This window comes from Flavobacterium sp. (assembly GCF_035292545.1).
Classification (GTDB): Bacteria; Bacteroidota; Bacteroidia; order Flavobacteriales; family Flavobacteriaceae; genus Flavobacterium.
This window is the reverse complement of sequence record NZ_DATDPV010000036.1, coordinates 65,846-92,063: the sequence shown is the minus strand read 5'-3', so window position 1 is coordinate 92,063 and position 26,218 is coordinate 65,846. Positions and strand designations below refer to the sequence as shown.

Here is a 26,218-nt window from a genome sequence, read left to right as displayed (position 1 = left end):
TCTATCTTTGAATGAAGCTTTGGAAATAAAACAATTACAATGAAAATAAAAATCAGACCCGCTGTATTTGCCGATTTAGATACGATATTGGAAATCATTAATCACGAGATACTTAACAGCACTTCGATTTATGATTATGAACCTCGTGAATTTGAAACCCAAAAATTGTGGTTTGAAGAAAAACAAGCCAAAAACTTACCCATAATTGTGGCTGAATTTGAAAAAGGAGTAATTGGTTTTGCTTCTTATGGTTCATTTCGTCAAAAAGATGCCTACCAATTTACGGTGGAACATTCTGTTTATGTGGCACAAGAATTTATCGGAAAAGGAGCCGGAAAATTACTATTGACTGAACTGATCAAATTAGCCAAAACAGACGGTTATCACACCATGATTGGTGCCATAGACGCGGATAATAAAGACAGTATTGGTTTCCATAAAAGATTTGGGTTTCACGAAATTGGAATCTGTCGCGAAGTAGGTTTCAAATTTAATAAATGGCTGGATTTATCGTTGATGCAGTTGATTTTAGAATAAAAAAAAGAGATTTCCGGTTTCCCAAAAATCTCTTTTTTAATACTTACTTTCATCTGAAAATTAGCCTTTAATCCAATCTACAATTGCTGCATCTGTAGGCAATGTTTTTGGAGAAATTACTTTTACCAATTCACCATTTTCATTTAATAAATATTTTTGAAAGTTCCATTGTACTTCAGAATCTTCTAAACCATTTTTTGCTTTTTGAGTCAGGAATTGATAGACTTCATTCATATCATCTCCCTTTACAGAAATTTTTTCCATCATCGGGAAAGTTACCCCGTAATTTTTTTGACAAAAAGTGGCAATTTCCTGATTACTTCCCGGTTCTTGTGAACCAAAGTTGTTAGCCGGAAAACCAACAATAACGAAATTTTTATACTTATATTCCGAATACAGTTTTTGCAATTGTTCGTATTGAGGCGTTAATCCGCATTCTGACGCGGTGTTAACAACCAGTACTTTTTTCCCTTTTAGCGAAGCAAAATCAAATTCATTTCCGGATAAATCTTTTACTTTAAATTGATGGATGCTTTCTTTAGTCATAACAGTGGATTTAGAATTTGCATTAATAGCCTTTTTGCTTTGCGCCTGATTTTGGCAACTGAACAAAAATAGTACGCTGCAAGCAGCAATCAATATTGATTTCATATTTATATTTTTTTATAAAAGTAGTCAAAAGCAGTCATTTAATCGAATTGATAAATTGTCATTTGATTTAAAGTTTTGTTAAATATAAATGAGTCAGTTTCTACTTATATCCATTGAGAAATTTATTTTCTTTTATTTTTAGACAGATTAGTTTAAGTTTGTATTTACTAAACTCTTACTATGACTCAAGAAGAACTATTACCGTTGATATTGACAAAAGACGATCGTGCTTTTACGCATGTGTATGACATGTATTCCAAAAGTTTGTTTGCCGTTATTAGTAATCTTGTAAAAGACAAAGAAGAAGCCGAAGATGTGCTCCAGGAAGTATTTGTGAAAATTTGGAAAAACATCGACAGCTATAACGAAAGTAAAGGCCGATTTTATACCTGGATACTTAATATTGCCCGAAATACTTCTATCGATAAATTGCGTTCTAAAGGTTATAACAACAGTCAAAAAAACCTATCGTCTGATAATTTCGTACATCTATTGGATGACAGCAACAAACTCACGAACAAAATTGATACCATAGGAATTCAGGAGTTTGTAAAAAAACTAAAACCAAAATGCATTCAAATCATCAATTTGTTATTCTTTAAAGGATACACACAGCAAGAAGCATCCGATGAGTTGGAAATTCCGTTGGGAACCGTAAAAACTCAGAATAGAAATTGCATCAATGATTTAAGAAACTTTTTACAAGTATAAATGGAAACGAACACCTATATAGAATCAGGGATTTTGGAGCTTTACGTTTACGGTTTATTAAATGAAACCGAAAACAAAGAGGTGAACCAAATGGCGAAAAACAATAAAGAAATTAACGATGAAATTATTGCGATAGAAAAAGCAATCATTAATCTTTCTACCAGTTTTTCTCCTTTTCTCTCTGCGGATAATTTTGAAAAAATAAAATCAAAATTAGAAATCAAACACGGAAAAGTGATTGATATAAAACCGAAGAATAATTGGTTAACCTATACTGGTTGGGCCGCGGCAATCTTATTATTGGCGGGAGTTGGATACCAATACAATCAAATGAATGAGACTAATACACAAATAGTGACTATTTCGGGAGAAAAATCGAAATTGCAGGAAGCCGTTGTTAACTTGGAATTGAAAAACAAACAAAGTGAATCAACTTTGGCTGTAATTCGTGACAACAAAAATACGGTTGTGAATCTTGCTGGCCAAACGGTGGATCCTAATGCTTCCGCAAAAGTGTATTGGAACAAAGAAACCCAAGTGGTTTATATAGATGCCGCCGGATTACCGGAACCGCCGGAAGGAATGGTTTATCAGGTTTGGGCATTAAAATTAAATCCGCTTACGCCAACAAGTATCGGATTATTGGAAAATTTCACTGCTGATGCTCAAAAGGTTTTCGAAGTTAGTAAAACTGGCGATGCCGAAGCTTTTGGAATTACATTGGAGCCAACCGGCGGAAGCCTTACTCCTACAATGGGACAATTGTATACTTTAGGAAAAGTATAATTCACAATATTATAAAAGCAAAAAGGTTCAACCGTAAAGTTGAACCTTTTTTTTATGACTTTAATATTCAATTATTTCTTATAATGTTTTCTATATTTTGGATACGTAATGGCTCCTATAATAGTAATCGCTAATAATGACATCCAAATCCAGTCTAATGAATTGGCTTCTCCACTAGCGTAAGAATGCAATCCAACCAGGTGGAAATTTACCCCATAATAAGTAAACAAAATAGAGATAAAAGCATAAATACTCATTAGATTGAAGACCCATTTTCCTCTTAACGCTGGAACAAATCGAGAGTGAATCACAAAGGCATAGACCATAATACTGATTAAAGCCCAGGTTTCTTTAGGATCCCAACCCCAATAACGACCCCAACTTTCATTGGCCCATTGTCCGCCAAGGAAATTCCCGATGGTAAGCATAATCAAACCAATCGTTAGAGCCATTTCGTTGATATAGGTGATTTCTTTAATGTTCAACGCCATTTTTTCTTTGTTTTTCTCATTGGTAAAGAAAATCAGAATCAAAGAAACCAATCCTAAAATCATTCCCAATGCAAATGGACCATAGCTCGCTACAATTACCGCAACGTGAATCATCAACCAATAAGAATTTAAAACGGGTTGCAGGTTCGCAATATCTGGATCAACCCAGTTCATATGCGCTGCCCACAAAATCATTGCTGTAACAAATGCGGATGACGCCACTGTTAATTTTGATTTTCTATCGAATGCCAATCCAAAGAACATCGTTGCCCAAGCTACATAGATTATAGATTCATAGGCGTTACTCCATGGCGCATGTCCTGAAATATACCAACGCGCGATTAAACCTAAAGTATGTGCTGCAAATAACAATCCTATTATTACATGCATGATATTCACTGAAACGGCCATGAATTTATTCTCCTTGAAGATTTTTACAATAGTTAAAATCAACATAAAAATCCCGGCTAACATATACAAATAAAACAATCTCTTGAAAACATCGTACTTATTGTACAAAACTTCTGACGAAATTTTTTCTTCGCTTGGAATTACTTTGCTACCGAATTTCCTTTGGTATTTCTTGATTCCTTCCAGATAGAAATCCGCTTCCTTATAATTATTTTTCGAGTTTGAGGTTTCAAGCGATTGCAGATACAAAGGCAAAATTTGTGCTGTAAAAGTAGAATCCATCCCTTTTAATCCTGCATGATTCAATTCTAAATGAGAAATCCATTTGTTATTTGGGTCATTCGGAATAGGGAAAATCTTCAGAATGCTTCTGCTTAAAGCAGAATTTAGCAAATTGACTTTTTTATCAGTTTCAACAAAATCTTTTTGAAATTGATTTGGATTAGCTACTTTATAGGCTTCATCTAAGTAAGGAGATAATTTATAATTTCCTTTTTCATCAAAAAAAGCAATGAAAGGTGCCAGTTTTTGTTTAGCATCAATACCAATAATTTTACGAATGCTGTCGTTCCCTTTGCTTATATAAATTAATGGAATTTCAAACCAGGCATTAGGAAATTGTGTCATTGACAAAAATACCTGATCGGAATTCATGTCATTATACATATCCTTGTGACTCACTTTTCGCAATAATTCAGATGAAAAAGTGTTTACGGGCTTCATTCTACCACCTACATCCTGAACAACCAGTCTTCCAAATTTTTCAGCATGCGCTTCAGAAACTTTGTATTTTTGAATTATAGAATCGATTTGTTTTACCGAAATTGCTTTCTCCTTATGGTTTTGGGCAAATCCGCTAAAACTTAACAACAATAATAATACAGTGATTAACTTTGATTTTTTAGTTTTCACAACTTCCAGTTTTCGTTTTAAATCTGCAAAACGAGAATGTTTGGTAAACATAATCGCCATCATTCCAAAAAATAATGCAAAATAACCAATGTAAGTAATCCAGGTTCCCCAGAAATCATGGTTTACCGATAAAACGGTTCCTTTCTCATCCTGGTCAAAAGAGGCCTGAAAAAATCTAAACCCTTTATAATCCAAAACATTATTCATGAATATTCTCGCATCGAAGCTTTTTGAAGAATCCTGAACCGTAACCTGACTCTCAAAAGCCGCATAACTTTTTTCTGTCCCGGGATATTTGGTTGCAATAAAATCATTTAGTCTAATTTTGAAAGGCAATGTATATACTTTACTTCCAAAGAAAAGAGTATACTCTAAATTTCCGATTTTGACCATTTGTGGTTCTCCAATTTTTCCTTTAGAACCAACTAATGTAATTTCCTTTTCTTTTCCTTCTGCTTCTAAGGTCACCACTAAAGCATCATCCTGATTTTTAGCTTTAAAATCATTCTTTGACATAAAAGCTTTAACCCCTTTGATAGCAGGTTCAGGAAAAACAAATTGCGATCCGCCTACATTATATAACGAGCGCATCATTAAAGGCTGTAGAGAATCCTTAATTACTTTGCCCTTCATTTTGTCCGCCATTCTCATAAACTCCCCTTCAAAAGGAGTTTGAATCGTAGAAATTCCGTCAGCAATAGTAATATTAATAGCTCCTTTTGTGTATTTATTTAATGCGAAAAGAACGTTGTGAACATTTTGAACTTCGCCTTCTTTCAAATAATGTTCATGTCTTGTTCCGTCACCAGATTCGACCATTTTTAGGTGTAAGACTCCCTTTGCATCTTCTTTGATGGTCTCTGTAGCGCCCATAAGGAAGTTTTTGTACCTTATTTTGAATGGCGTTTTATCGAATTTTTCAGAAATCGAAAAATTATTGTTGGTTACCGGAGAAAGCAACAGTGATTTTTCGAAAATTCTGCGACGGGCTTGCCCTTTATAATCGCCATCTACAAAAACCGTAAGATGCGTTTTATCGGAATAAACCTGATTTTCTGTTGCGCCTTCTCGAATTGGCATCATCCCTTCATAACTGATGTAACGCGTAATAAATGCACCTGTAATAATAAATATAAATGAAAGATGTAATATTAAGGTTGCCCATTTTTCTTTCCTAAGCAAATTGTATCGCTTGATATTTCCAATGAAATTGATTACAAAAACCAACATGATTCCTTCAAACCACCAGGCATTATAAACCCAAATTCGAGCGGTATCAGTATTGTATTTGCTTTCGATAAAAGTTCCGGAAATCATTGCTATTGAAAATGATAAAAACAAAAAAGCCATTAATCGTGTAGAGAACAAAAAGGAGAATATTTTTTTATCCATGGGTGTGGAATTATATATTTTTTAAGTGTCACAAAAGTAACTAAAAAATGTTGATTGATTGTATCGTTTCTGGCTGATTTAAGAGTTAATTAAGAATTAATCCATGTTGAGAAAATTCTGTAGTATAACAATTTAGAAAATAGGTTTTTTCTCAAAGTCGTCAAACATTAAGCCAATAAAACTGATTATTACAAAAAACAGTTCTAAAGAAAATTTAAACCTTATTTCAAATTTAGAAATGAGGTTTTTTTTTAATATTTTAGCCAAATGATAAAATTGAGTATTATCGGTTCCGGAAATGTAGCGCAGCATTTGATTGCCGCTTTCCAAAATACCCAAAATTCGGGAGCTGAATTTGAGTTGATTCAAGTATTTTCAAGACAAAAAGAAAGTATGGCTCACCTACTCGATTCGGATAAAATTACAAATGATTTTAATGATTTAGCAGAAGCTGATTTGTATATCATTGCTGTTTCTGATGATGCCATTGCGGAAGTTTCTTCTCAATTGCCATTTAAAAATCGTTTGGTGGCGCATACATCTGGCAGTGTTGCATTGGATAATTTAGATGACAACAATCGGAAAGGCGTTTTTTATCCGTTGCAAACATTTAGCAAAAACAAAGCGGTCGATTTTAGAAACATTCCCATTTGTCTGGAAAGTGAAAATGCAACTGATTTTCAATTATTGGAAAAAGTGGCTAAAACGATTTCAGATTCCGTTTTTGCCATCAATACCGAACAAAGAAAAGCATTGCATATTGCTGCGGTTTTTGTAAATAATTTTGTGAATCACCTGTACCAAATTGGAAATGATATTTGTACCGAAAATCAGGTTCCGTTTGACATCTTAAAACCTTTAATTCAGGAAACAGCAGATAAAGTAATGACGCTTTCACCAATAGAGGCGCAAACCGGACCGGCTAAACGCAATGATAATGAAACAATTAATGCTCATTTATCGTTTTTATCTGATGAAAATCAAAAAAATATTTACAAAATACTAACACAATCCATACAAAATAATGGCGAAAAGTTATAAGGAAATTATGAATGGCATTACTACATTTATTTTTGATGTAGATGGCGTTCTTACGGACAGTTCTGTGCATATTACACCTACCGGAGAAATGCTTCGGATTATGAATATTCGCGATGGTTTTGCGATGAAAGCCGCCATCGAAAGCGGTTATAATGTCTGTATTATTTCTGGCGGAAACAATGATGGTGTAAAAATTCGCCTTAGGAATTTAGGGATTACTGATATTTATTTGGCTACACCGGATAAAGTAGAAACTTTTAAGGAGTATGTTGAATTATATGACATTAAACCACAGCAAGTGCTTTACATGGGCGATGATATTCCGGATTATCATGTGATGCAATTGGTAGGTTTGCCTACTTGCCCACAAGATTCAAGTCCTGAAATAAAAGCGATTTCAACTTATATTTCACATAAAAACGGTGGTAAAGGCGCTGTTCGGGATGTTATAGAGCAAGTCATGAAAGTTCAGGGGAAATGGCACTTGTACTATAATGGAAAACACGATTAATACTTATTTTTAAATTTTAAACAATACGATGATTCACTTTTTGAAACTAATACGTTACCAAAACCTTTTGATGCTGGCATTAATGCAGCTTATTTTTAGATACGGCTTTTTGAAATCACAAAATGTTCCATTGGCTCTGGCCGACTGGCAATATGTTTTGTTTGTAATTTCCACTGTTTGTATTGCGGCTGCCGGATACATCATCAATAACATTTTTGATCAGGATACTGATGGTGAAAATAAACCTAATAATGTAATTATTGGTAAACAGATTTCGGAAAGTAATGCTTATAATTATTATGTGGCTTTAAATATAATTGGTGTTGGTATTGGTTTTTATTTATCCAATGTCATACAAAGACCAAGCTTTGCAGCAGTTTTTATCCTGATTGCCGCCACCCTTTATTTTTATGCCACAAGCATGAAACAAAGTTTATTGATTGGGAATATTATTATTGCATTACTGCTTTCAACCAGTGTTCTCCTCATAGGTGTATTTAACTTACTTCCTGCAACTTACGAAGAAAACAGACCCGTTATGGCCATCCTGTTTAGGATTCTTATAGATTATGCCATTTTTGCTTTTATTATTAATTTTATTCGTGAAATCGTAAAAGATCTTGAGGATGTTAATGGGGATTATAATCAGGGAATGAGCACTTTACCAATAATACTTGGCGTTGCAAGAACATCAAAAATTGTTTTTGCACTGAGTTTTATCCCGATAATTGCGATTCTTTATTATATCAATGCTTATTTATTTGCCAATGGTTTACTGATGAGTACTATTTACGGGTTAATTTTCATTTTAAGTCCGCTGCTTTATTTCACCGTTAAGATTTGGTCGGCCGAGAAACCAAAAGATTTCAATCATTTGAGCGTGGTTTTAAAATGGATCATGTTTTTCGGAATTCTTTCTATTTTAGTAATCAATTATAACATGAAACATCATGCTTAGTACCATTTTGAAAGAATATAAAATCATCCTGGCATCAGGTTCACCAAGAAGACAGCAGTTTTTCAGGGATTTGGATTTGGATTTCGAAATCCGGTTGAAAGAGGTTGACGAAATTTATCCTCCGAATCTCATTGAAGAAGATATTACAGACTATTTAGCTGTTTTAAAAAGTGATGCTTTTGAAGGGGAATTGAATGAAAAAGAAATTCTGATTACAAGTGACACCATTGTTTGGCATGAAAACAAAGCATTGGGAAAACCAAAAGATTATGATGATGCCTTTAGCATGCTAAAATCTTTATCTAATAAAACCCATAAAGTGATTACTTCAGTTTGCTTTAAAACAAAAGACAAAGTGGAAGTTTTTTCGGAAACTACCAAAGTCACTTTCAATGATTTGAGTGATGAAAGCATTCAATATTATCTTGAAAATTACAAGCCGTATGACAAAGCCGGCGCTTATGGCATTCAGGAATGGATAGGTTTTATCGGTGTTTCCAAAATTGAAGGTTCTTACGCCAATGTTATGGGAATGCCTGTTCATAAAGTGTATGAATATTTGAGTAATTTAGCATAACTTATTAAAGAACATGGCTTTTATAAACGATTATACCGCAGAGATCATTAACACTGGAATTTTGATATTTCTAGTGATTTCACTACGAATTATCGTTTCAAAATTAGTGAGACGGTATGCTAAATCAACTGAAATTATTGAACATCGGACCAATTTGGTGCTCAAATACATTCATTTGCTGATTAATATCCTAGCTATATTTGCCCTTATCATTATTTGGGGCGTTCAGACCAAAGATATTTTCATTGCTCTTTCTTCCATTACTACTGTTGTTGGTGTTGCCATGTTTGCCCAATGGTCTATTTTGAGTAACATCACTTCCGGAATTATATTGTTTTTTTCGTTTCCTTTTAAAATTGGTGATATCATTCGGATTCATGATAAAGATTTCCCTATCCAAGCCGAAATAGAAGATATTCGCGCCTTTCATGTGTATTTAAAAACCAAAGATGGCGAAATGATCACCTATCCTAATAATCTGCTTTTACAAAAAGGAATTTCAATCATGAAAAACCATTCTTTTGATGAAACAGAATTCGTAGACTAATTATTCTATTAGAAATATCCTCATTATATGTTATCATAACATATCAATTATACATTAAAAGTGTGAATTATGTAAATTTAAATAAAAATTTTATAACACTTAACGACCATTAAGTTTTCATCTTTGTATGTTGCATTTATAGATTTTTATTAAAAGAAAATCAATTTATATTTTAAATGCAAAAATGTTATGAATGAAGTCTTAAAATTTCCGTTTTACGCTAAACTTACCTTTATTATAGTGGGTTTAATTGGTGTTTTTTATGTTTTCTATATTGGACAGAATATATTAAATCCGATTATGCTGGCCTTTTTATTTGCGATATTACTAAGACCAACCGTAATTTTCATTCAAAATAAATTGCATTTCCCTCATGTTTTGGCTGCAATAATCACAGTACTCCTTTTTGTATTAATAATTTTAGGTGTTTTTGCATTCATATCATTACAAATTAGTGATATAGCGGATGATTTTAATAAAATCGAAAGAAACATTTCAATTCACGCTAGAAATATTCAACAATTTATCAGAGAAAATTTTAATTTAAGTTCAAGAGAACAAGCAAAATACCTTGATGACGCGGCGGAGGATTCCATGGAAAAAGGTAAAGAAATGCTTGGAACCACTTTAATCTCTTTTACTGATACTCTTTTAAACATAATTTTAGTACCGATTTACACCTTTTTGATTCTTTTGTACAGAACGCATTTCATGTTGTTTTTTTCCAAATTATTCAAAAAAGAACAGCACGCTCAATTACATGATTGTTTAACTCAAATCAAAATGGCTGTAAAAAGTTATATTGTTGGACTGATTATAGAAATGATTGCGGTTTCAGTTTTAACGACTTTGGGACTTATGATCATCGGTGTTGAATATGCTATCTTATTGGGTATCGTTACAGGAATCCTAAACCTGATTCCTTACATAGGAATTATGTTTGCAGGGATTTTAACCATCATTGCTTCACTAACCGGCACACCGGATTTATCAATCGTTATTGGTGTGATCGTTGTGAATATAATAGTGCAATTGATTGATAATAATATACTTGTTCCTATGATTGTAAATTCTAAAGTTGAAATAAATGCTTTTGTTTCCATTGTTGGAATTATCATCGGCGGCGCAATTGCCGGGGTTGCCGGGATGTTTTTAGCCATTCCGATAATCGCTATCCTAAAAGTAATTTTCGACAGGATCGAATATTTAAAACCCTGGGGCTATCTAATGGGTGATGATTTACCCAAAACATATGTCTGGAATAAAATTAAATTTCCTTTGTACGATTATGATTATGAAAAATCAAATGATACCTTTACTATAACAGCAGAAATTACAGTTCCTACTTTTACGGAAACCAATACGATTCAAGAGGAAACCAATACGATTTTAACCGAAAACAATGCAGCAAAAAATGAAAAAAACGGTACCGATAAAGAAGATTAAAGCATACGCCCGAAAGAAAACAATAGATTTAAGTGAAAATACAATTCATAGAAAAAATAAATTCACTCTATTTTTAAATAATGTTTCTGATGTAACACTATTCGTGGTTGATGTCTTTAAAAACACTTTTTCAAGAGGATTTGAATTTAAGGAATTCCTTCATCAGTGTTTCCAGATTGGTAATAAATCGCTTCCGCTAATCTCTATTACAGGAGTTATTATCGGATTGGTGCTTACGATACAATCACGTCCGGTTTTAGTGAATTTTGGCGCTGTGACCATGTTACCGGGAATGGTCGCTATTTCAATTATCCGAGAGATGGGACCAGTAATTACGGCTTTAATTTGTGCTGGTAAAATAGGTTCAAGTATGGGTGCCGAATTAGGTTCTATGCGTGTGACTGAACAAATTGATGCCATGGAAGTTTCCTCGACCAATCCGGTAAAATTTCTGGTGGTGCCCAGAATATTAGCTGCAACTTTAATGATTCCTTTGTTAACCATATATGCAGATGCCTTGGGTATTTTAGGCAGTTGGGGAGGAGCCAATATAAAAGGAGATGTAAGTTTCGTTTTATTTATCTCACAGGCTTTCGGGAATGTTGAATTTATGGATTTCATACCAGCTGTTATCAAATCATTCTTTTTTGGAGCGGTAATAGGTTTTGTAGGTTGTTACAAAGGTTTTAATGCCGGTCGTGGTACAGAAAGCGTAGGTATTGCAGCCAATTCAGCAGTAGTAATGGCCTCTCTACTAGTAATTATTGTAGATTTAATTGCAGTTCAAATAACTGACCTCTTATGATGAATTCAGAACAAAAAAATAAAGAAAAAGAAGCGGTAATCAATATTGAAGATCTTCAGATAAAATTTGGAAGTCTTGAAGTGCTAAAAGGCATCTCATTACAACTTTATAAAGGAGAAAATCTGGTTGTACTTGGAAAATCAGGTACTGGGAAATCCGTTTTAATTAAATGTATCATTCGTTTATTACAATCTGATCAAGGCCAAATCAATGTGCTTGGAGAAGAGGTAAACAGCTTAAAAAGCAAAGAATTGGATGAAATGAGAAAACAAGTTGGTTTTCTTTTTCAAAGTGGTGCTTTGTATGATTCAATGACGGTAAGACAAAATTTGGAATTTCCTTTACGAAGAATAAAAAAAGACCTGTCCGAAAAAGAAATTGAGGATAAAGTAAAAGAAGTACTGGAGAATGTTGGTTTGCCTGATTCGATGTACAAAATGCCATCGGAACTTTCCGGAGGAATGAAAAAAAGAATCAGTCTGGCCAGAACCATAATTGTCGATCCTTCGATAATTCTTTATGATGAACCAACAACGGGTTTAGATCCGGTGACTTCTCATGAAATCAGTTTACTGATCAATGATATTCAAAAGAAATATAAAACCTCTTCCATCATCATTACTCACGATATAGAATGCGCCAGAACCGTTGCCAATCGAATTATAATGTTACAGGATGGAGTAGTTTATAAAGAAGGAAATCTCGAGGAATTCGAGAATACTTCGGATGAATTAGTCAACTCATATTTTCAAAATCAAAACACAATTAACTTAAACAAGATATAAAAATGGAATCACATACACCCGCATTCAAATTTCGCCTAGGATTGTTCATTATTACCGGAATTGCATTATTCGTTTTAGGAATTTTCATTATCGGAAAACAAAAAAATCTCTTTGATCCAGTTTTCAAACTCAAAGCTGACTTTCGAAATGTAAGTGGTTTACAAGTCGGAAATATGGTTCGATTCTCTGGAATTAATATTGGAACGGTTGATAATATTGTAATTATTAATGATTCAACGGTAAAAGTTGAAATGCTTATCAAAAAAGAAGTACAGAAATTTATTAAGACCGATACTCAGGCCGGAATTGGATCCGAAGGAATTATTGGCGATAAAGTAGTTGTCCTGTCGCAAGGCGATTCGTCAACCGTAGTTGTAAAAGACGGACAATTAATTGCTTCCTCTGAACCAGTGGAAACTGATGCTATTATGAAAAGTCTTCAGATCACCGCTGATAACGCAGCTATGGCAACCGACGGTATCAATGATATTTTGATAAAAATAAACAAAGGAGAAGGAACTTTGGGAAGATTAATCCAGGATAAAGGAATGGCTGAAAATATAGACCAGACTATTCTTAATCTAAAAAAGAGTACCAAAGGTTTGGATGAAAACATGGAAGCAGCCAAACATAATTTCCTTTTAAAAGGTTATTTCAATAAAAAAGAAAAAGCGGCAGCAAAAGCCAAAAAAGACGCTGAGGAAAAAGCAGCAAAAGCAAAAAAAGCCGCAGATAAGGCTGCTGAAAAAGCCAAAAAAGAGGCTGAAGAAAAAAACTAATAAATAAATTTAGTAATCAGATAAGCCGTACTTTTATATAAGAATTAAATAATTTGTCAAACCTTTTAAAGATACTGTCATGCAAAGCGTAAAAGATTTAAATGCCAAAATTCTTGAAATCACCACGTTGATTCAGGAAAAATATCCGGAACTGTCAAAATATTTGTCTGAAATGCCAGATACAATTCCTGTTGAAAAAAACCCTGAAATGGATTCGGAACATCTTCAGAAATATTATAATTCATTAGATCAGCTTTTGAAAAAATATATTCTGGAGCATCCAAAAAAGAAACCTTTGCTATAATTTGATTTACATGCCAAGTCATTTCAATCTTCTTGAATTCTATTCAAAACATTGAAATTATATTGTGACTGCTTGGTTTTTTAAAGATCTCAAAGTAATCCATTTAAATACAGTTAGTCCTGCTATTTTCTTCTTTAACAGAAGAAAATAGCAGGACTTTTTTTTAAAATAAAAAGCTAAAAATACAAATGTGTGAATATTGTAACTTATAGGAAAAAAAGTGTAACAAATTAGTTTTGATTCTTTCGCATCTTTGTAATGTAGAGAATAACTCACATTTACTTTAATTAATTAAAAAACACTTATAATGAAAAAATCGACTATAACATTCTTCGCTTTACTTGCTTTTACCTCGTTAACCTTTTTAACCAGCTGCAAAAATAATGAAGAAAAAATCGATGATGCACAGGAAGATGTTTTAAATGCAAAAAAAGAATTAATTGAAGCAGAACAAGATTCTCTTGCAGATTACGAAGCATTTAAAATGAAAATTGATAAAAAAATTACAGATAACGAATTGAAAATTGCAGATTTAAAAGTCAAAGTAATTGACGGAAATGCAAATGAGAAAGCCAAGTATAATCAAAAAGTGGTTCAACTTGAAGAAAAAAACAGGGAGTTAGAAACAAAATTGAATAATTATTCTGAATATACTGCAGAAACCTGGGAAGCTTTTAAAACAGATTTAGATTATAAAATTAATGAACTTGAAGTAGAATTTAACGAATTCAACGCTAAAAAATAATTTTAAAAAAACTAAAAATATGAAAAAGATTTTAAGTTCAGTTACAATAATTTTTGCTATCTTAGCTAGTGCTAATGGTTTAGCTCAAGAAACAAGCACAACTTCATCTGATTCTCGAGGGGGTTTTAAATTTGGAGTTAAAGCCGGTGTCAATTTATCTAATGTTTATGATGAAGAAGGCAATGACTTTGTAGCGGAAAACAAAACTGGTTTTGCCGGTGGAGCATTTTTATCAATTCCATTAGGAAGATATATTGGTTTTCAACCTGAAGTTATGTATTCTCAAAAAGGATATAAAGCAACCGGAAGCAACATTTTGGGAAGTTATGAATATACGAGAACAACAACGTATTTAGATCTTCCTTTACAATTGCAATTAAAACCGATAGACAACCTTACCATTCTTGCTGGGCCGCAATATTCTTATTTGTTGGAGACCAAAAACGACTTCAACGGTAATACATCAACAACTCAGGAAGATGATATTAATAGTGACAATTACAAGAAAAACATCTTTGGATTTGTAGTTGGTGCTGATGTAAATCTTAGTGATTTTATCATTTCAGCTCGTGCAGGATGGGATATCAGCAAATCTGATAGCGATGGCGATTCAACAAAACCAAGATATAAAAATCAGGTATTACAACTTACATTAGGTTATGCATTCTAATAAAAAAGTAAACAATTAAAAACAATAATTTAAAATTAATTCTTAATAAATAAACATCATGGATACAGGAAAAGTAGTTTTAGGAGCATTAGCAGGATTAGCAACAGGCGCAATTTTAGGGATTTTATTTGCACCAGAAAAAGGTACAGATACTCGTAAAAAAATTGTTACCAAAGGAAAAGACACTGCAGAGGAATTGAAAACCAAATACAATGATTTAATTGACAAATTGAATTCTAAATTGGAAACAGTTAAGAGTGAAGGATTGAATTATTATGAAGAAGGAAAAGATTTAGCACAAAACACTAAAAAATCTTTTGAAAATACTGCAAATTCAGTAAAATAATTTTAAACTTATGAAAGATAAAGTAATATTAATAGAAATGCTTATTGATAAAATAGAACAATACGGTAAAACCAGTATTGAACTATATAAATTGAAAGCCATTGATAAATCTACTGATGTTTTTGCATCATTAGCATCACGCATTGTTGTTTTTGTTATTATTGCTTTATTTTTCATATTATTTACCATTGGCATTGCCTTATATATTGGCGATGTTTTAGGAAAATCGTATTATGGTTTTTTTGCTGTTGCAGGTTTTTATGCTTTTCTCGCTATTATATTATTTATAATTAGAAAACCTTATTTAGAAAAAACTTTCAATAATTACATCATTAATCAAATTTTTAAAGAAAAGGAAAATGCAGGTAATTAAAGACACAAAATCGTTAGCGGAAGCAATTGCACTTTTAGAAAACATTCATGCCTCTGAAGGAACTTTGTTAAAAGAACATTTCCAGTTCACTGTTTCCAGTTTGAACCCGATGAATATTATCAAAGATAAAATTAGCGATACATTCTCATCCCCTATTTTTAAAAATGAAATTGTGAAGGGATCCTTAGGAATCGCAACCGGATTATTATCCAATTCATTAATTGTGGGTGCATCTGGTGGTTTGTTAAATAAAGTTGTTGCCTCACTGGTGCAAACCGGAATTTCTAAAGTAACATCAACCAATACGGAAGCCATAAAAGATTCTGGAATATCATTTTTGAAAAATGTTTTAACAAAAATGAAAATAAAATCTTAAAATAAAATATTGTTTTAGATTTTATTAATCTACATTTAGAATTCATTCCCGTTTCATATATAAATATTAAAACCATTGGAAAATAGTTGACTTAACAATCGCTTATTATTCGGTTTTTATTAAAATTCACTACATTTAAATTTTGTAAATTAGTGCTTTTTAAAATCAGCTTTATGAACGATACGTTAAGATTTCCTTTTTACGCAAAATTAGCTTTTACATTAGTCAGTTTGATGGCTATTTTTACCATCTTATATTTTGGACAGAGCATCGTTATTCCCATTTTACTTTCATTACTTTTTGCCATTTTACTGAGACCCGTGGCTCATTTTTTAAAATCGAAGCTACGATTTCCTCATGTTATTGCCGTAATTTTTTCTGTATTTTTATTCATTTTGGTCGTAATAGGAATTTTAACTTTTATATCATGGCAGATTAGTGATATTGCAAATGATTGGGATACGATAAAAAACAATCTTTCGATACATTTTAGTAATATTCAGGAAATGGTTCGTGATAATTTCAATTTAAGTAAAGGAGAACAAAAAAAACTAATTGATGATGCCACGAAAAACTCCATAGAAACAGGGAAAAATATTATTGGAAGTACATTAATGTCATTTACGGGTACACTTTTGAATTTAACCCTAATTCCCATTTACACTTTCCTATTTCTTTTATACAGAACCCATTTCATAAAGTTTTTATCTAAATTATTCAAACCCGAACATCATAAAAAATTGAAAGACATTTTATTTCAAATAAAAGTTTCAATCCAAAGCTATATTATAGGCCTGATTATTCAGATGCTTACAGTTACTGCATTAACAACAATAGGTTTTATGATTATTGGGATGAAATATGCCATCGTATTAGGAATAATCACAGGACTGCTAAACCTTATTCCCTACATTGGAATTTTGTTTGCCGGATTATTAAGTATTGTTGCCACACTTACTGGCTCGCCCGACTTATCATTAATCTTAGGGGTTATTATTGTGATTGTGATTGTGCAACTTATTGATAATAATCTGCTTGTAACACTAGTTGTTAGCTCGAAAGTTAAGATTAACGCATTTGCATCTATTGTTGGAATTATTATTGGCGGAGCCATTTCCGGCGTGTCTGGCATGTTTTTGGCAATTCCCATTATTGCCATACTAAAAGTAATTTTCGACAGAATTGAACCTTTAGAACCTTGGGGCTATTTAATGGGTGATGATTTGCCAAAAACATATACTTGGCACAACATAAAATTACCGCTTTTTGACTCGGAATCATCAAGTGAAACCAGCCAAATTATTACCGATGTTAAAGCACCCATTTTTACAGAAACCACTACCGAAACGGATGAGAAATGAAGAAGATAAAATTCTAAAAATAAAATTACAATAAAAATATCCTGAAGAAAATCAGAACCCATTTTAATTTATTAAACCATTATAAAGACATTTTTATAAATGCTTCAAAAACAAAAATTTATTCTTTTTCTTTTGATAATCTGCAGTTGTCAGTTTTCTTTCTCACAAGTAGTTGAGACAAAAAAAGACAGTTCAAAGATGTACAAAGATATCCAGACTTATTCCAAAAAAAATAAGTTTACGAAGTTCATGCACGGTTTAGTTTTTGAACCTATTAGAGCAAAACAGAGAAAAACAAAAGCAAAAGTAGTACGAAAAAGATTCCGGACTTTTGAAGGCAAAATCATTAGAAACATCAATATAGTTACCCTCGATCCATTTGGTTTTTCAGAAACGGACACAACTGCTCATCCTAAAAAATTCATGTCAAAAGCAGGGAATCATCTTCATGCCAAATCTAAAAAACTCACAATTAGGAATCTATTGCTTTTTAAAAAAAATAAGCCTTTAGATTCTTTATTAGTCAAAGAAACCGAACGTTTAATCAGAAGTCAAAAATATATCCGTGCGATTGCAATTACTCCAAAATTAATTTCTAAAAATTCAGATTCTGTTGATGTTTATATCAGAGTTTTGGATTCATGGAGTTTAATTCCGGAAATTTCCGGTTCGAATACTAAAATTGCTTTAGATTTAAATGAACGTAATTTTTTAGGAACCGGTCACCAATTTGAAAACAATTACAAAAAAAGATATGAAGATGGCCAAACTGCGTATAGTACAAAATATGTTATTCCAAATATTTTAAACTCTTACATTAAAACTACATTAAGTTATCAAATTGATTTAGATGATAATTACGGGAAAAGTATCAATATTGATCGTCCGTTTTTTTCGCCTTTTGCAAAATGGGGTGCCGGAATATATTTTGACCAGCAGTTTAGAACCGAGATGCTGCCGGACAGCAGTAATGTATATGCAAAACAAAATTTCAAATACAATACACAGGATTTTTGGGCCGGAGATGCGATTCGTCTTTTCAAAGGAAATTCAGTAGATATTCGAACAACCAATTTAATAACTGCGGGCCGGTTATTAAAAATTAATTATCTCGAAAGCCCTACTATTGCTTATGACAGTCTGAATGTTTTTTCAAGCGAAAACTTCTATTTATTTGGAATCGGAATCTCTTCGAGACAATACGTCGAAGATAAATTCCTTTTTAATTATCGTATTATTGAAGATGTTCCCGTGGGAAGAGTCTTTGGAATTACAGGTGGCTATCAGAAAAAAAACAATATTGGACGGCTTTATCTTGGCGCGAGGGTTTCCTTAGGGAAATATTATAGATGGGGTTATTTGAGCTCTAATTTTGAATACGGAACTTTCTTTAATCATTCAAAATTAGAACAAAATGCTTTTTCTGCTCAGGCCAATTATTTTACTAATCTATTTGAACTTGGTGACTGGAAATTCCGGCAATTTGTAAAATCACAACTTATAATTGGAAATAAACGCCTGGCTTCAAATGCCGATCGGCTAACCATAAATGAGGGAAATGGAATTCCTGGCTTTAATACCAATACCTTATATGGTACCAAAAAATTTCTCTTTACTTTTCAGACACAATCCTACTCTCCTTATAATATTTGGGGATTCCGATTCAATCCTTATGCAAATTATACAATTGGAATGTTAGGAAATGCAGAATCCGGGTTTAAAAAAAGTAAAGCATATTCCCAGTTTGGAGTTGGAGTTATCATTAGAAACGACTATTTAGTTTTTAGTTCTTTCCAATTATCACTTGCCTTTTATCCTGTGATTCCAGGAAGCGGTGACAATATATTTAAAACCAATTCTATCAACTCAGAAGACTTTGGTTTTCAGGATTTTGAAATTTCTAAACCACAAACTGTTATCTATAGATAAGTCATTTGAAGTGTGAATTATACAATTAATAACGATAATTGTATAACACCATTAGTCTGATTATTTTTCATCTTTACCCTAATGTTACAACAGGAAAAGATAAAATAATCAGGCTTTTTATTTAATGATGAATATGTTATTAAAGCATGAATCTTTAAACTTAATTGAAGACTAATAAAAATCTTGGCACAGTTGTTGGCTATTACAAATCAGATATTAACTTGAACAGTAAATATATATTGAATATTAATTAAATTTTGAAATATGAAAACATTAAAATTAATCGCCGTAGGAATAATACTTTTGGTATCAAGCTCGATGCAATCACAAGTTTCCGTAAATGTAAACTTAGGTTCGCCTCCATCATGGGGTCCTGTTGGTTATTCAGAAGTAGATTACTATTATTTGCCAGATGTAGAATCTTATTATGATGTAAGAGCCAGTCAATTTATTTATTTTGGTGGAGGAAAATGGGTAAGATCAAGATATTTACCAAGACAGTATAGAGGTTATGATTTATACAATGGTTATAAAGTAGTTCTTAATGATTACCATGGTCCGGCACCATATACCTATTATAAAAAACATAAAGTAAAATATTATAAAGGATATAAAGGTAGTCCTCAAAGATCAATAGGCAAAAGACATGACAACCATGGTGGAAACAATGGAAATCATGGTAACAATGGAAATAGAGGTCATAAAGGTGGCGGTAAAGGTAACAACGGAAACGGTCATGGAAAAGGAAAAAATTAATTCCTATTGCATATAAATAAAAAAAGGGAGAGCCATCAGGTTCTCCCTTTTTAGTTTATATCAATTCTCCTCATCCTTTTGTTAAAGAAAATGAAAAACATTTCTCAAAATTGATTTAATTGTTACATTTGAAGTGATTGCAAATAAAATTTTAAAAAATGCAAAAACAGTACATTCTATCTCTTCTATTATTTCTTTTTTCTTTTCAAATACTATTGGCACAGCAGCCTTCAAAACCAAACGCTGTTGATATTTACAATCAAATTCAAAAGTTAAATTTTCTAGGTTCCGTATTGTATATCGCAGCACATCCCGATGATGAGAATACCCGTTTGATTTCTTATTTATCAAATGAAAAGAAAGCTCGAACAGGTTATTTATCATTAACTCGTGGCGATGGTGGTCAAAATTTAATTGGCCCGGAATTAAGAGAACTCCTCGGTGTTATTAGAACCCAGGAACTCATTGAAGCCAGAAAAATTGATGGAGGAGAACAATTGTTTTCGCGTGCTAATGATTTTGGTTATTCAAAAAACCCTGAGGAAACTTTGCGCATTTGGGACAAAGAACAGGTTTTGAGCGATGTAGTTTGGGCTATCAGAAAATTCCAGCCCGATGTTATCATCAATCGTTTCGATCATCGTTCCCCTGGAACCACTCACGGACATCATACCGCTTCGGCAATGCTAAGTTTGGAAAGTTTCGATTTGGCGAATAATCCGAAAGCTTTTCCAAATCAGTTAAATTTAGTAAAATCATGGCAACCTAAGCGCATGTTATTCAATACTTCTTGGTGGTTTTATGGAAGCAAAGAAAAATTTGAAAAAGCAGATAAATCTAATTTAATTCAACTTCAAACTGGTGTTTATTATCAATCCATCGGGAAATCCAATCAGGAAATCGCCGCATTAAGTCGCAGTCGTCATCAATCGCAAGGTTTTGGAAGTACAGGAAGTCGTGGTGAAGAAATAGAATATTTAGAACTTATCAAAGGGGAAACTGCAAAAGATAAAACCAACATTTTTGAAGGAATTGATACGACTTGGAACCGTGTAAAAAATGGAAATGCAATCGGACAATTATTGAATGAAGTTCAGGCAACTTTTGATTTCAAAAATCCATCTGCGAGTATTCCAAATTTAGTGAAAGCGTATTCTATGATAGAATCTTTAGAAGAGGAACGTTGGAAAACCATTAAAACTGAGGAAATTAAAAAAATAATTGCCGCTTGTTCAGGATTATATCTTGAAGGTGTAGCCGAAAATCAAGGTGTTGCGCCAAACAGTTTTGTTAAATTAAAATTGGAAGCTATCAATAGAAGTGCTATTCCAATGCAATTAATGAGTATTACAACTTTTCCGGAGCAGAAAAACAATGTTCAAAATATTGAATTGAAAAATAACATTCTACATAACATTAACATCGAAATCCAATTGCCTTCGACAATAGAATATACCAATGCCTATTGGTTAAAAGAAAAAGGAACAGTCGGGATGTATCGCGTGGAGAATCAAAAAAATATCGGAATTCCTGATGTTATCCGTGAAATAAAAGCAGCATTTACTATTTTTATAAATGGTGTTTCTATTCCTTTTGAACGAAATATTATTTTTAAATATAATGACGATGTGAAAGGCGAAGTCTATAATCCATTAGATATTGTTCCGGATGTAACGACAAGTATTTTGGATAAAGTGGCCATTTTTAATAATGGAAGATCAAAAACTATTGGCATAAAAATCAAAGCTGGAAAAGACGTCATCCAAGGTGATTTACATTTAGAATTACCTGAAAACTGGAAAGTTAATCCAACAACAATCCCTTTTACATTGAATAAAAAAGGAGAAGAACAGACTGTTTATTTCGAAGTTACGCCACCAAAAACTGCAGATGAAATTACAATGAAAAGCATTGCAATAATTAACGGAAAACGCTTTGATAAAGAACAAATTAATATCAACTACGAACACATTTCGAAACAACAGGTTCTGAAACCTTCGGAAGCCAAATTCATCAAATTGGATATAAAAACCGGTAACGAAAAAATTGGCTATATTATGGGTGCTGGCGATGAAGTTCCAAAGAGTTTAACTCAAATGGGCTATGAAGTTGCTATCCTAAAACCCGAAGAAATTTCAAAAGAAAATCTAATTCCTTTTGATGTTATCATAACTGGAATCAGAGCTTACAATACGATTCAGATATTGGCTTTAAAACAAGATATTTTGTTAGATTTTGTCAAAGAAGGAAAAACCATGATTGTTCAATATAACACTTCAGATGATTTAGTGACTAAAAACATAGCTCCTTATTCTCTGAAAATTTCTCGTGATCGAGTAACAGAAGAAAATGCAGAAGTACGATTTTTAACTCCTAAACATTCAATTCTAAATTATCCAAATAAAATCACATCAAAAGATTTTGATGGATGGAAACAAGAACAAGGTTTATATTATCCAAGCGAATGGGATGCAGCTTTCACTCCTATTTTATCCTCAAATGACAAAGGAGAAGCTCCAAAAAACGGAGTATTGCTAGTGGCAAAATATGGCAAAGGACATTATATTTATACCGGTTTAAGTTTCTTTAGAGAATTACCAGAAGGTGTTTCAGGAGCATTCCGATTAATGGCAAATATGATTTCTGTTAAATAAAATTTAAGAGCAAAAAAACATTTCAAAATGAACAACGATAAATCAACTATCTGGAAAAAAAGTTACACTTGGGTTCTGTTATCCAATGCCATATATATTTTAGTTTTTTATTTAATCATGCAAATATTCTCCTAAACTATGCAGCAAATTGATTGGATTGTACTCGGAGTAACACTGCTATTCATCGTTATTTATGGCGTTTGGAAAACCAGAGGAAGTGCCAAAAACGTTGAAGAATATATTTTAGGAAATAATGAAACGCCTTGGTGGACCGTTGGTCTTTCGGTAATGGCAACACAAGCGAGTGCGATAACTTTCCTGTCTACTCCCGGCCAGGCCTATCACGACGGAATGGGATTTGTCCAATTCTATTTTGGTTTACCAATCGCCATGGTAGTCATTTGCACCACTTTTATTCCTATTTATCACAAATTAAAAGTATTCACCGCTTATGAATACCTCGAACAGCGTTTTGATGTAAAAACACGTTCCCTAGCGGCTATACTTTTTTTAGTCCAACGTGGTTTAGGGACTGGTTTAACAATTTATGCACCTTCAATTATACTTTCCTCTATATTAGGTTGGAATTTAACCCATCTAAATATTATCATCGGCACATTAGTCATCATTTATACTTTTACCGGAGGAACAAAGGCAGTGAACGTGACTCAAAAGCAACAAATTTTTGTGATTATGTTCGGAATGTTTGTTACTTTTTTCCTGATATTACATTTATTGCCAAACGATATGAGCTTTGGAAATGCCATGCATATTGCTGGCGCTAATGACAAAATGAATATTGTCGATTTTTCCTTTGATCCGGAAACACGTTATACTTTCTGGAGCGGAATTACAGGTGGATTTTTCCTGGCACTTTCCTATTTTGGAACAGATCAATCTCAGGTTGGTCGTTATTTATCCGGGAAGTCTATTCGAGAAAGTCAAATGGGATTAATCATGAACGGATTTTTGAAAGTTCCGATGCAATTCTTCATTTTACTAACCGGTGTTATGGTATTTGTGTTTTTTCAATTTAATACTGTGCCTTTAAATTTCAATCCAAACAACAAAATAGCAATTGAAAAGTCGCCTTATAAAGCAGAATATCATAAACTTGAAAAACAACTAAGCGATTTATCCGAAGAAAAGAAAGAATTTAATCTTTTGTATATCGATCATCTTAATCAGAATTATGACAATCCAATTTTACGCAACAAACTAATTGCGATTTCTGGCAAAGAAAAAGATTTGCGCGATCAAGCCAAAGAACTCATTACAAAAGCTGATAAAAAAGCAGAAACCAACGACAAGGATTATGTTTTTATTCACTTCATTCTAAACTATTTACCTAAAGGACTTATCGGATTATTGCTTGCCGTAATACTATCGGCAGCTATGTCTTCTACAGCTTCGGGGTTAAATGCTTTGGCCTCAACAACTGCGATTGATATCTATAAACGAAATGTTTCTAAGGATAAATCCGAAAAGCATTTTGTAAATGCCACTAAATTTTTCACTTTACTTTGGGGAATAATTGCTATTCTTTTTGCCTGCGTCGGGACCCTTTTCGAAAATTTAATTCAATTGGTAAATATCGTTGGTTCTGTGTTTTACGGTACCGTTTTAGGAATATTCTTGGTTGGTTTCTATGTTAAATATGTACAGGCTAAAGCTATTTTTTGTGGAGCCGTAATCTCTCAATTGACTATATTTTATATTTTTTATATGGATGTTGTGAGTTTTTTATGGCTCAATTTTATTGGGGCAATGCTCACCATAATATTATCAGTTATACTCCAGATGATTGTTTTCAGAAAAGATAATCTTCAAACAGAATAAAAAAAAATCCCGTTTCAAAATGACGAAACGGGATTTTTTTAAAACTTTAAAAAACTATTATTTCCTACTCCATTCTGAAATACTGTCTTCATTCATTTTAATATAATCATTATTTTTTGCTGCTTTCGCAGCAGCAAGAGATAATTTTGCGGTTTCAATGGCCCCTTTTTTATCCCCTAATTTAGCCTGAATCAACGATTTCAATCTGCTGTACCAAAATGGCTTGTCTTTATTCATTTCTAAAGCTTTATTTACATAAGCCAACGCCTTTGTTAAATCTCCGTTAGATTGGAAATAATATTGTGCTGATGAATAATAATCCCCTGCAGTTGGTCCGGCCAAAGCTTTTTCAATGCTCGCTATTGCCGCTTTTTGCGTTGGAACATCAAACTTTACAGCTACCAATGTTTTTTCCCAACTCAATTCTAAATGTGCAAAATTGTTATCTAAATTGTTAATGCCAATGGTAAATGTTTCAATATTTCTGTTTAAAGTTTCTGGCTTTACATTGGTTTTTAAAGCAACTTTTGTTTCATCCCAAACTTCTGGATTTCCCCAATTATCGGTATTTGAATAAAAAACTATCTCCCAACTATCAGCTCTTGGCGTAGTATACAAAGCATATTTACCTTTTTTTAATGTTTTACCATCAATAACAACATCCTCACTAAATGAAATCGTTGTGTTTGCATTTGCTCCCGTTCGCCAAAGTTTTCCAAAAGGAACTAAATCTCCAAAAACAGCTCTTCCACTTGCGCTTGGTCTTGAGTAATCAATCTCCACTTCTGTTAAACCGACAACTTGATTTACAACGGCTTTTGGACTGGCTTGGGGTGTTTTTACTTGTGCTTGTGAAGCATAAGTTGTCATCAAAATTGTTAAAGCAATAATTATTTTTTTCATAATTAAATATTTAGTTAGTCCTCAAATTTACAAATTCAGTTATTCAAAAATGTTAATTATTCCTTAATTTGAAATTAATAATGTTTAACTTTTTTAATTAAACAATAAACAATCGTACTTTTACATAAAATTCATAAAATGAAAGTATACACTTTACACAGCAAACAAAACATTCCAATCACCCTTGAAGAAGCTTGGAATTTTCTCGCTGATCCAAAGAATTTAAAAGTTATAACTCCACCTTATATGGGCTTTAAAACACTATCCGGAGATGAAAGACCGATGTTTGCCGGTCAGATTATTCAATATATTGTTACGCCTGTAATGGGAATTCCTACTAAATGGGTCACAGAAATCACTCATATGGAACACCAAAAATATTTTGTCGATGAACAACGTTTTGGCCCTTATTCGCTTTGGCATCATAAACATTTTATAAGAGAAATTCCCGGCGGAGTAGAAATGGAAGATATTGTAGATTACAAATTACCAATGGGGATTTTGGGTCAAATGGCGCATCCCTTTTTTTGGTAAAACCAAAACTGAATGAGATTTTCGAATACCGAAAGAATAAATTAATTGAGCTTTTCGGAGAATTTAAAACCGTTTAAAAAAATCTAAT

26 protein-coding genes and 1 pseudogene are annotated in these 26,218 nt (G+C 32.7%); 24 read left to right on the top strand and 3 right to left on the bottom strand.

The window, feature by feature from the left end:
• Positions 1-39: 39 nt before the first annotated feature.
• A complete protein-coding gene (locus VI621_RS06165) occupies positions 40-537 on the top strand; it encodes a GNAT family N-acetyltransferase (protein ID WP_324217506.1) in 498 nt (165 codons plus the stop codon).
• Between the two features lie 60 nt (positions 538-597).
• Here the strand turns inward: VI621_RS06165 and VI621_RS06160 are convergent, their stop codons facing one another.
• Complete coding sequence (locus tag VI621_RS06160; protein WP_324217505.1) at positions 598-1,188, bottom strand: glutathione peroxidase; 591 nt, start codon at positions 1,186-1,188, stop codon at positions 598-600.
• A gap of 180 nt (positions 1,189-1,368) precedes the next feature.
• Here VI621_RS06160 and VI621_RS06155 point away from each other — a divergent pair, with 180 nt between their 5' ends.
• Together VI621_RS06155 and VI621_RS06150 are read left to right on the top strand one after the other, a co-directional pair.
• Entirely contained in the window at positions 1,369-1,899 is a 531-nt protein-coding gene (locus tag VI621_RS06155) for a sigma-70 family RNA polymerase sigma factor (RefSeq protein WP_324217504.1), read from the top strand.
• Positions 1,900-2,685: an anti-sigma factor gene (locus tag VI621_RS06150; protein WP_324217503.1), complete on the top strand. Its 786-nt coding sequence runs from the start codon at positions 1,900-1,902 to the stop codon at positions 2,683-2,685.
• Positions 2,686-2,756: 71 nt separating this feature from the next.
• Here VI621_RS06150 and ccsA read toward each other — a convergent pair whose 3' ends face one another.
• Positions 2,757-5,891, bottom strand: coding sequence for a cytochrome c biogenesis protein (gene ccsA, locus VI621_RS06145; protein WP_324217502.1), 3,135 nt, complete (start codon positions 5,889-5,891; stop codon positions 2,757-2,759).
• Between the two features lie 267 nt (positions 5,892-6,158).
• On the opposite strand from ccsA, the gene VI621_RS06140 reads away from it, so the two are divergent.
• From VI621_RS06140 to VI621_RS06045, 20 genes are all read left to right on the top strand, one after another.
• The gene (locus VI621_RS06140) at positions 6,159-6,932 is read left to right on the top strand and encodes a Rossmann-like and DUF2520 domain-containing protein (RefSeq protein WP_324217501.1); all 774 of its coding nucleotides are present in this window, start codon (positions 6,159-6,161) and stop codon (positions 6,930-6,932) included.
• Positions 6,916-7,443 (top strand): HAD-IIIA family hydrolase, encoded by a 528-nt coding sequence (locus VI621_RS06135; protein WP_324217500.1) that lies wholly within the window; start codon positions 6,916-6,918, stop codon positions 7,441-7,443. The genes VI621_RS06140 and VI621_RS06135 overlap by 17 nt, the downstream gene beginning before the upstream one ends.
• 28 nt (positions 7,444-7,471) lie before the next feature.
• Positions 7,472-8,401, top strand: coding sequence for a geranylgeranylglycerol-phosphate geranylgeranyltransferase (locus VI621_RS06130; RefSeq protein WP_324217499.1), 930 nt, complete (start codon positions 7,472-7,474; stop codon positions 8,399-8,401).
• A complete protein-coding gene (locus tag VI621_RS06125) occupies positions 8,394-8,978 on the top strand; it encodes a Maf-like protein (RefSeq protein WP_324217498.1) in 585 nt (194 codons plus the stop codon). Before VI621_RS06130 ends, VI621_RS06125 begins: the two co-directional genes overlap by 8 nt.
• Positions 8,979-8,991: 13 nt before the next feature.
• On the top strand, positions 8,992-9,525 hold the full coding sequence (locus VI621_RS06120) for a mechanosensitive ion channel domain-containing protein (RefSeq protein WP_324217497.1): 534 nt from the start codon (positions 8,992-8,994) through the stop codon (positions 9,523-9,525).
• Between the two features lie 189 nt (positions 9,526-9,714).
• Positions 9,715-10,971: an AI-2E family transporter gene (locus VI621_RS06115; RefSeq protein WP_324217496.1), complete on the top strand. Its 1,257-nt coding sequence runs from the start codon at positions 9,715-9,717 to the stop codon at positions 10,969-10,971.
• The gene (locus VI621_RS06110; protein ID WP_324217495.1) at positions 10,940-11,776 is read left to right on the top strand and encodes an ABC transporter permease; all 837 of its coding nucleotides are present in this window, start codon (positions 10,940-10,942) and stop codon (positions 11,774-11,776) included. Before VI621_RS06115 ends, VI621_RS06110 begins: the two co-directional genes overlap by 32 nt.
• Positions 11,773-12,561 (top strand): ABC transporter ATP-binding protein, encoded by a 789-nt coding sequence (locus tag VI621_RS06105; RefSeq protein ID WP_324217494.1) that lies wholly within the window; start codon positions 11,773-11,775, stop codon positions 12,559-12,561. Before VI621_RS06110 ends, VI621_RS06105 begins: the two co-directional genes overlap by 4 nt.
• A 2-nt stretch (positions 12,562-12,563) precedes the next feature.
• Positions 12,564-13,340 carry an MlaD family protein gene (locus VI621_RS06100; protein WP_324217493.1) on the top strand — a complete coding sequence of 259 codons (777 nt, stop codon included), beginning with the start codon at positions 12,564-12,566 and terminating at the stop codon, positions 13,338-13,340.
• A gap of 79 nt (positions 13,341-13,419) precedes the next feature.
• The gene (locus VI621_RS06095) at positions 13,420-13,644 is read left to right on the top strand and encodes a hypothetical protein (RefSeq protein ID WP_324217492.1); all 225 of its coding nucleotides are present in this window, start codon (positions 13,420-13,422) and stop codon (positions 13,642-13,644) included.
• Between the two features lie 307 nt (positions 13,645-13,951).
• Positions 13,952-14,389, top strand: a complete 438-nt coding sequence (locus VI621_RS06090; protein WP_324217491.1) for a hypothetical protein — start codon at positions 13,952-13,954, stop codon at positions 14,387-14,389.
• Between the two features lie 19 nt (positions 14,390-14,408).
• Positions 14,409-15,059: a porin family protein gene (locus VI621_RS06085; protein ID WP_324217490.1), complete on the top strand. Its 651-nt coding sequence runs from the start codon at positions 14,409-14,411 to the stop codon at positions 15,057-15,059.
• Positions 15,060-15,117: 58 nt separating this feature from the next.
• Positions 15,118-15,405, top strand: a complete 288-nt coding sequence (locus tag VI621_RS06080) for a YtxH domain-containing protein (RefSeq protein ID WP_324217489.1) — start codon at positions 15,118-15,120, stop codon at positions 15,403-15,405.
• Between the two features lie 10 nt (positions 15,406-15,415).
• On the top strand, positions 15,416-15,778 hold the full coding sequence (locus tag VI621_RS06075) for a hypothetical protein (protein WP_324217488.1): 363 nt from the start codon (positions 15,416-15,418) through the stop codon (positions 15,776-15,778).
• Positions 15,765-16,154, top strand: coding sequence for a hypothetical protein (locus tag VI621_RS06070; protein WP_324217487.1), 390 nt, complete (start codon positions 15,765-15,767; stop codon positions 16,152-16,154). The genes VI621_RS06075 and VI621_RS06070 overlap by 14 nt, the downstream gene beginning before the upstream one ends.
• Before the next feature lie 173 nt (positions 16,155-16,327).
• Positions 16,328-17,515, top strand: coding sequence for an AI-2E family transporter (locus tag VI621_RS06065; RefSeq protein WP_324217486.1), 1,188 nt, complete (start codon positions 16,328-16,330; stop codon positions 17,513-17,515).
• Positions 17,516-17,713: 198 nt separating this feature from the next.
• Entirely contained in the window at positions 17,714-19,444 is a 1,731-nt protein-coding gene (locus tag VI621_RS06060; protein ID WP_324217485.1) for a hypothetical protein, read from the top strand.
• Positions 19,445-19,708: 264 nt separating this feature from the next.
• The gene (locus VI621_RS06055) at positions 19,709-20,200 is read left to right on the top strand and encodes a hypothetical protein (RefSeq protein WP_324217484.1); all 492 of its coding nucleotides are present in this window, start codon (positions 19,709-19,711) and stop codon (positions 20,198-20,200) included.
• Between the two features lie 158 nt (positions 20,201-20,358).
• Positions 20,359-22,854 carry a PIG-L family deacetylase gene (locus tag VI621_RS06050; RefSeq protein WP_324217483.1) on the top strand — a complete coding sequence of 832 codons (2,496 nt, stop codon included), beginning with the start codon at positions 20,359-20,361 and terminating at the stop codon, positions 22,852-22,854.
• A 138-nt stretch (positions 22,855-22,992) separates the two neighbouring features.
• Positions 22,993-24,693 (top strand): sodium:solute symporter, encoded by a 1,701-nt coding sequence (locus VI621_RS06045; RefSeq protein ID WP_324217482.1) that lies wholly within the window; start codon positions 22,993-22,995, stop codon positions 24,691-24,693.
• Positions 24,694-24,750: 57 nt separating this feature from the next.
• Here VI621_RS06045 and VI621_RS06040 read toward each other — a convergent pair whose 3' ends face one another.
• A complete protein-coding gene (locus VI621_RS06040; RefSeq protein WP_324217481.1) occupies positions 24,751-25,596 on the bottom strand; it encodes a DUF2911 domain-containing protein in 846 nt (281 codons plus the stop codon).
• Positions 25,597-25,734: 138 nt separating this feature from the next.
• Between VI621_RS06040 and VI621_RS06035 the strand changes: the two are divergent.
• Positions 25,735-26,207 (top strand): annotated as a pseudogene (locus VI621_RS06035) (SRPBCC family protein).
• Positions 26,208-26,218 lie beyond the last annotated feature (11 nt).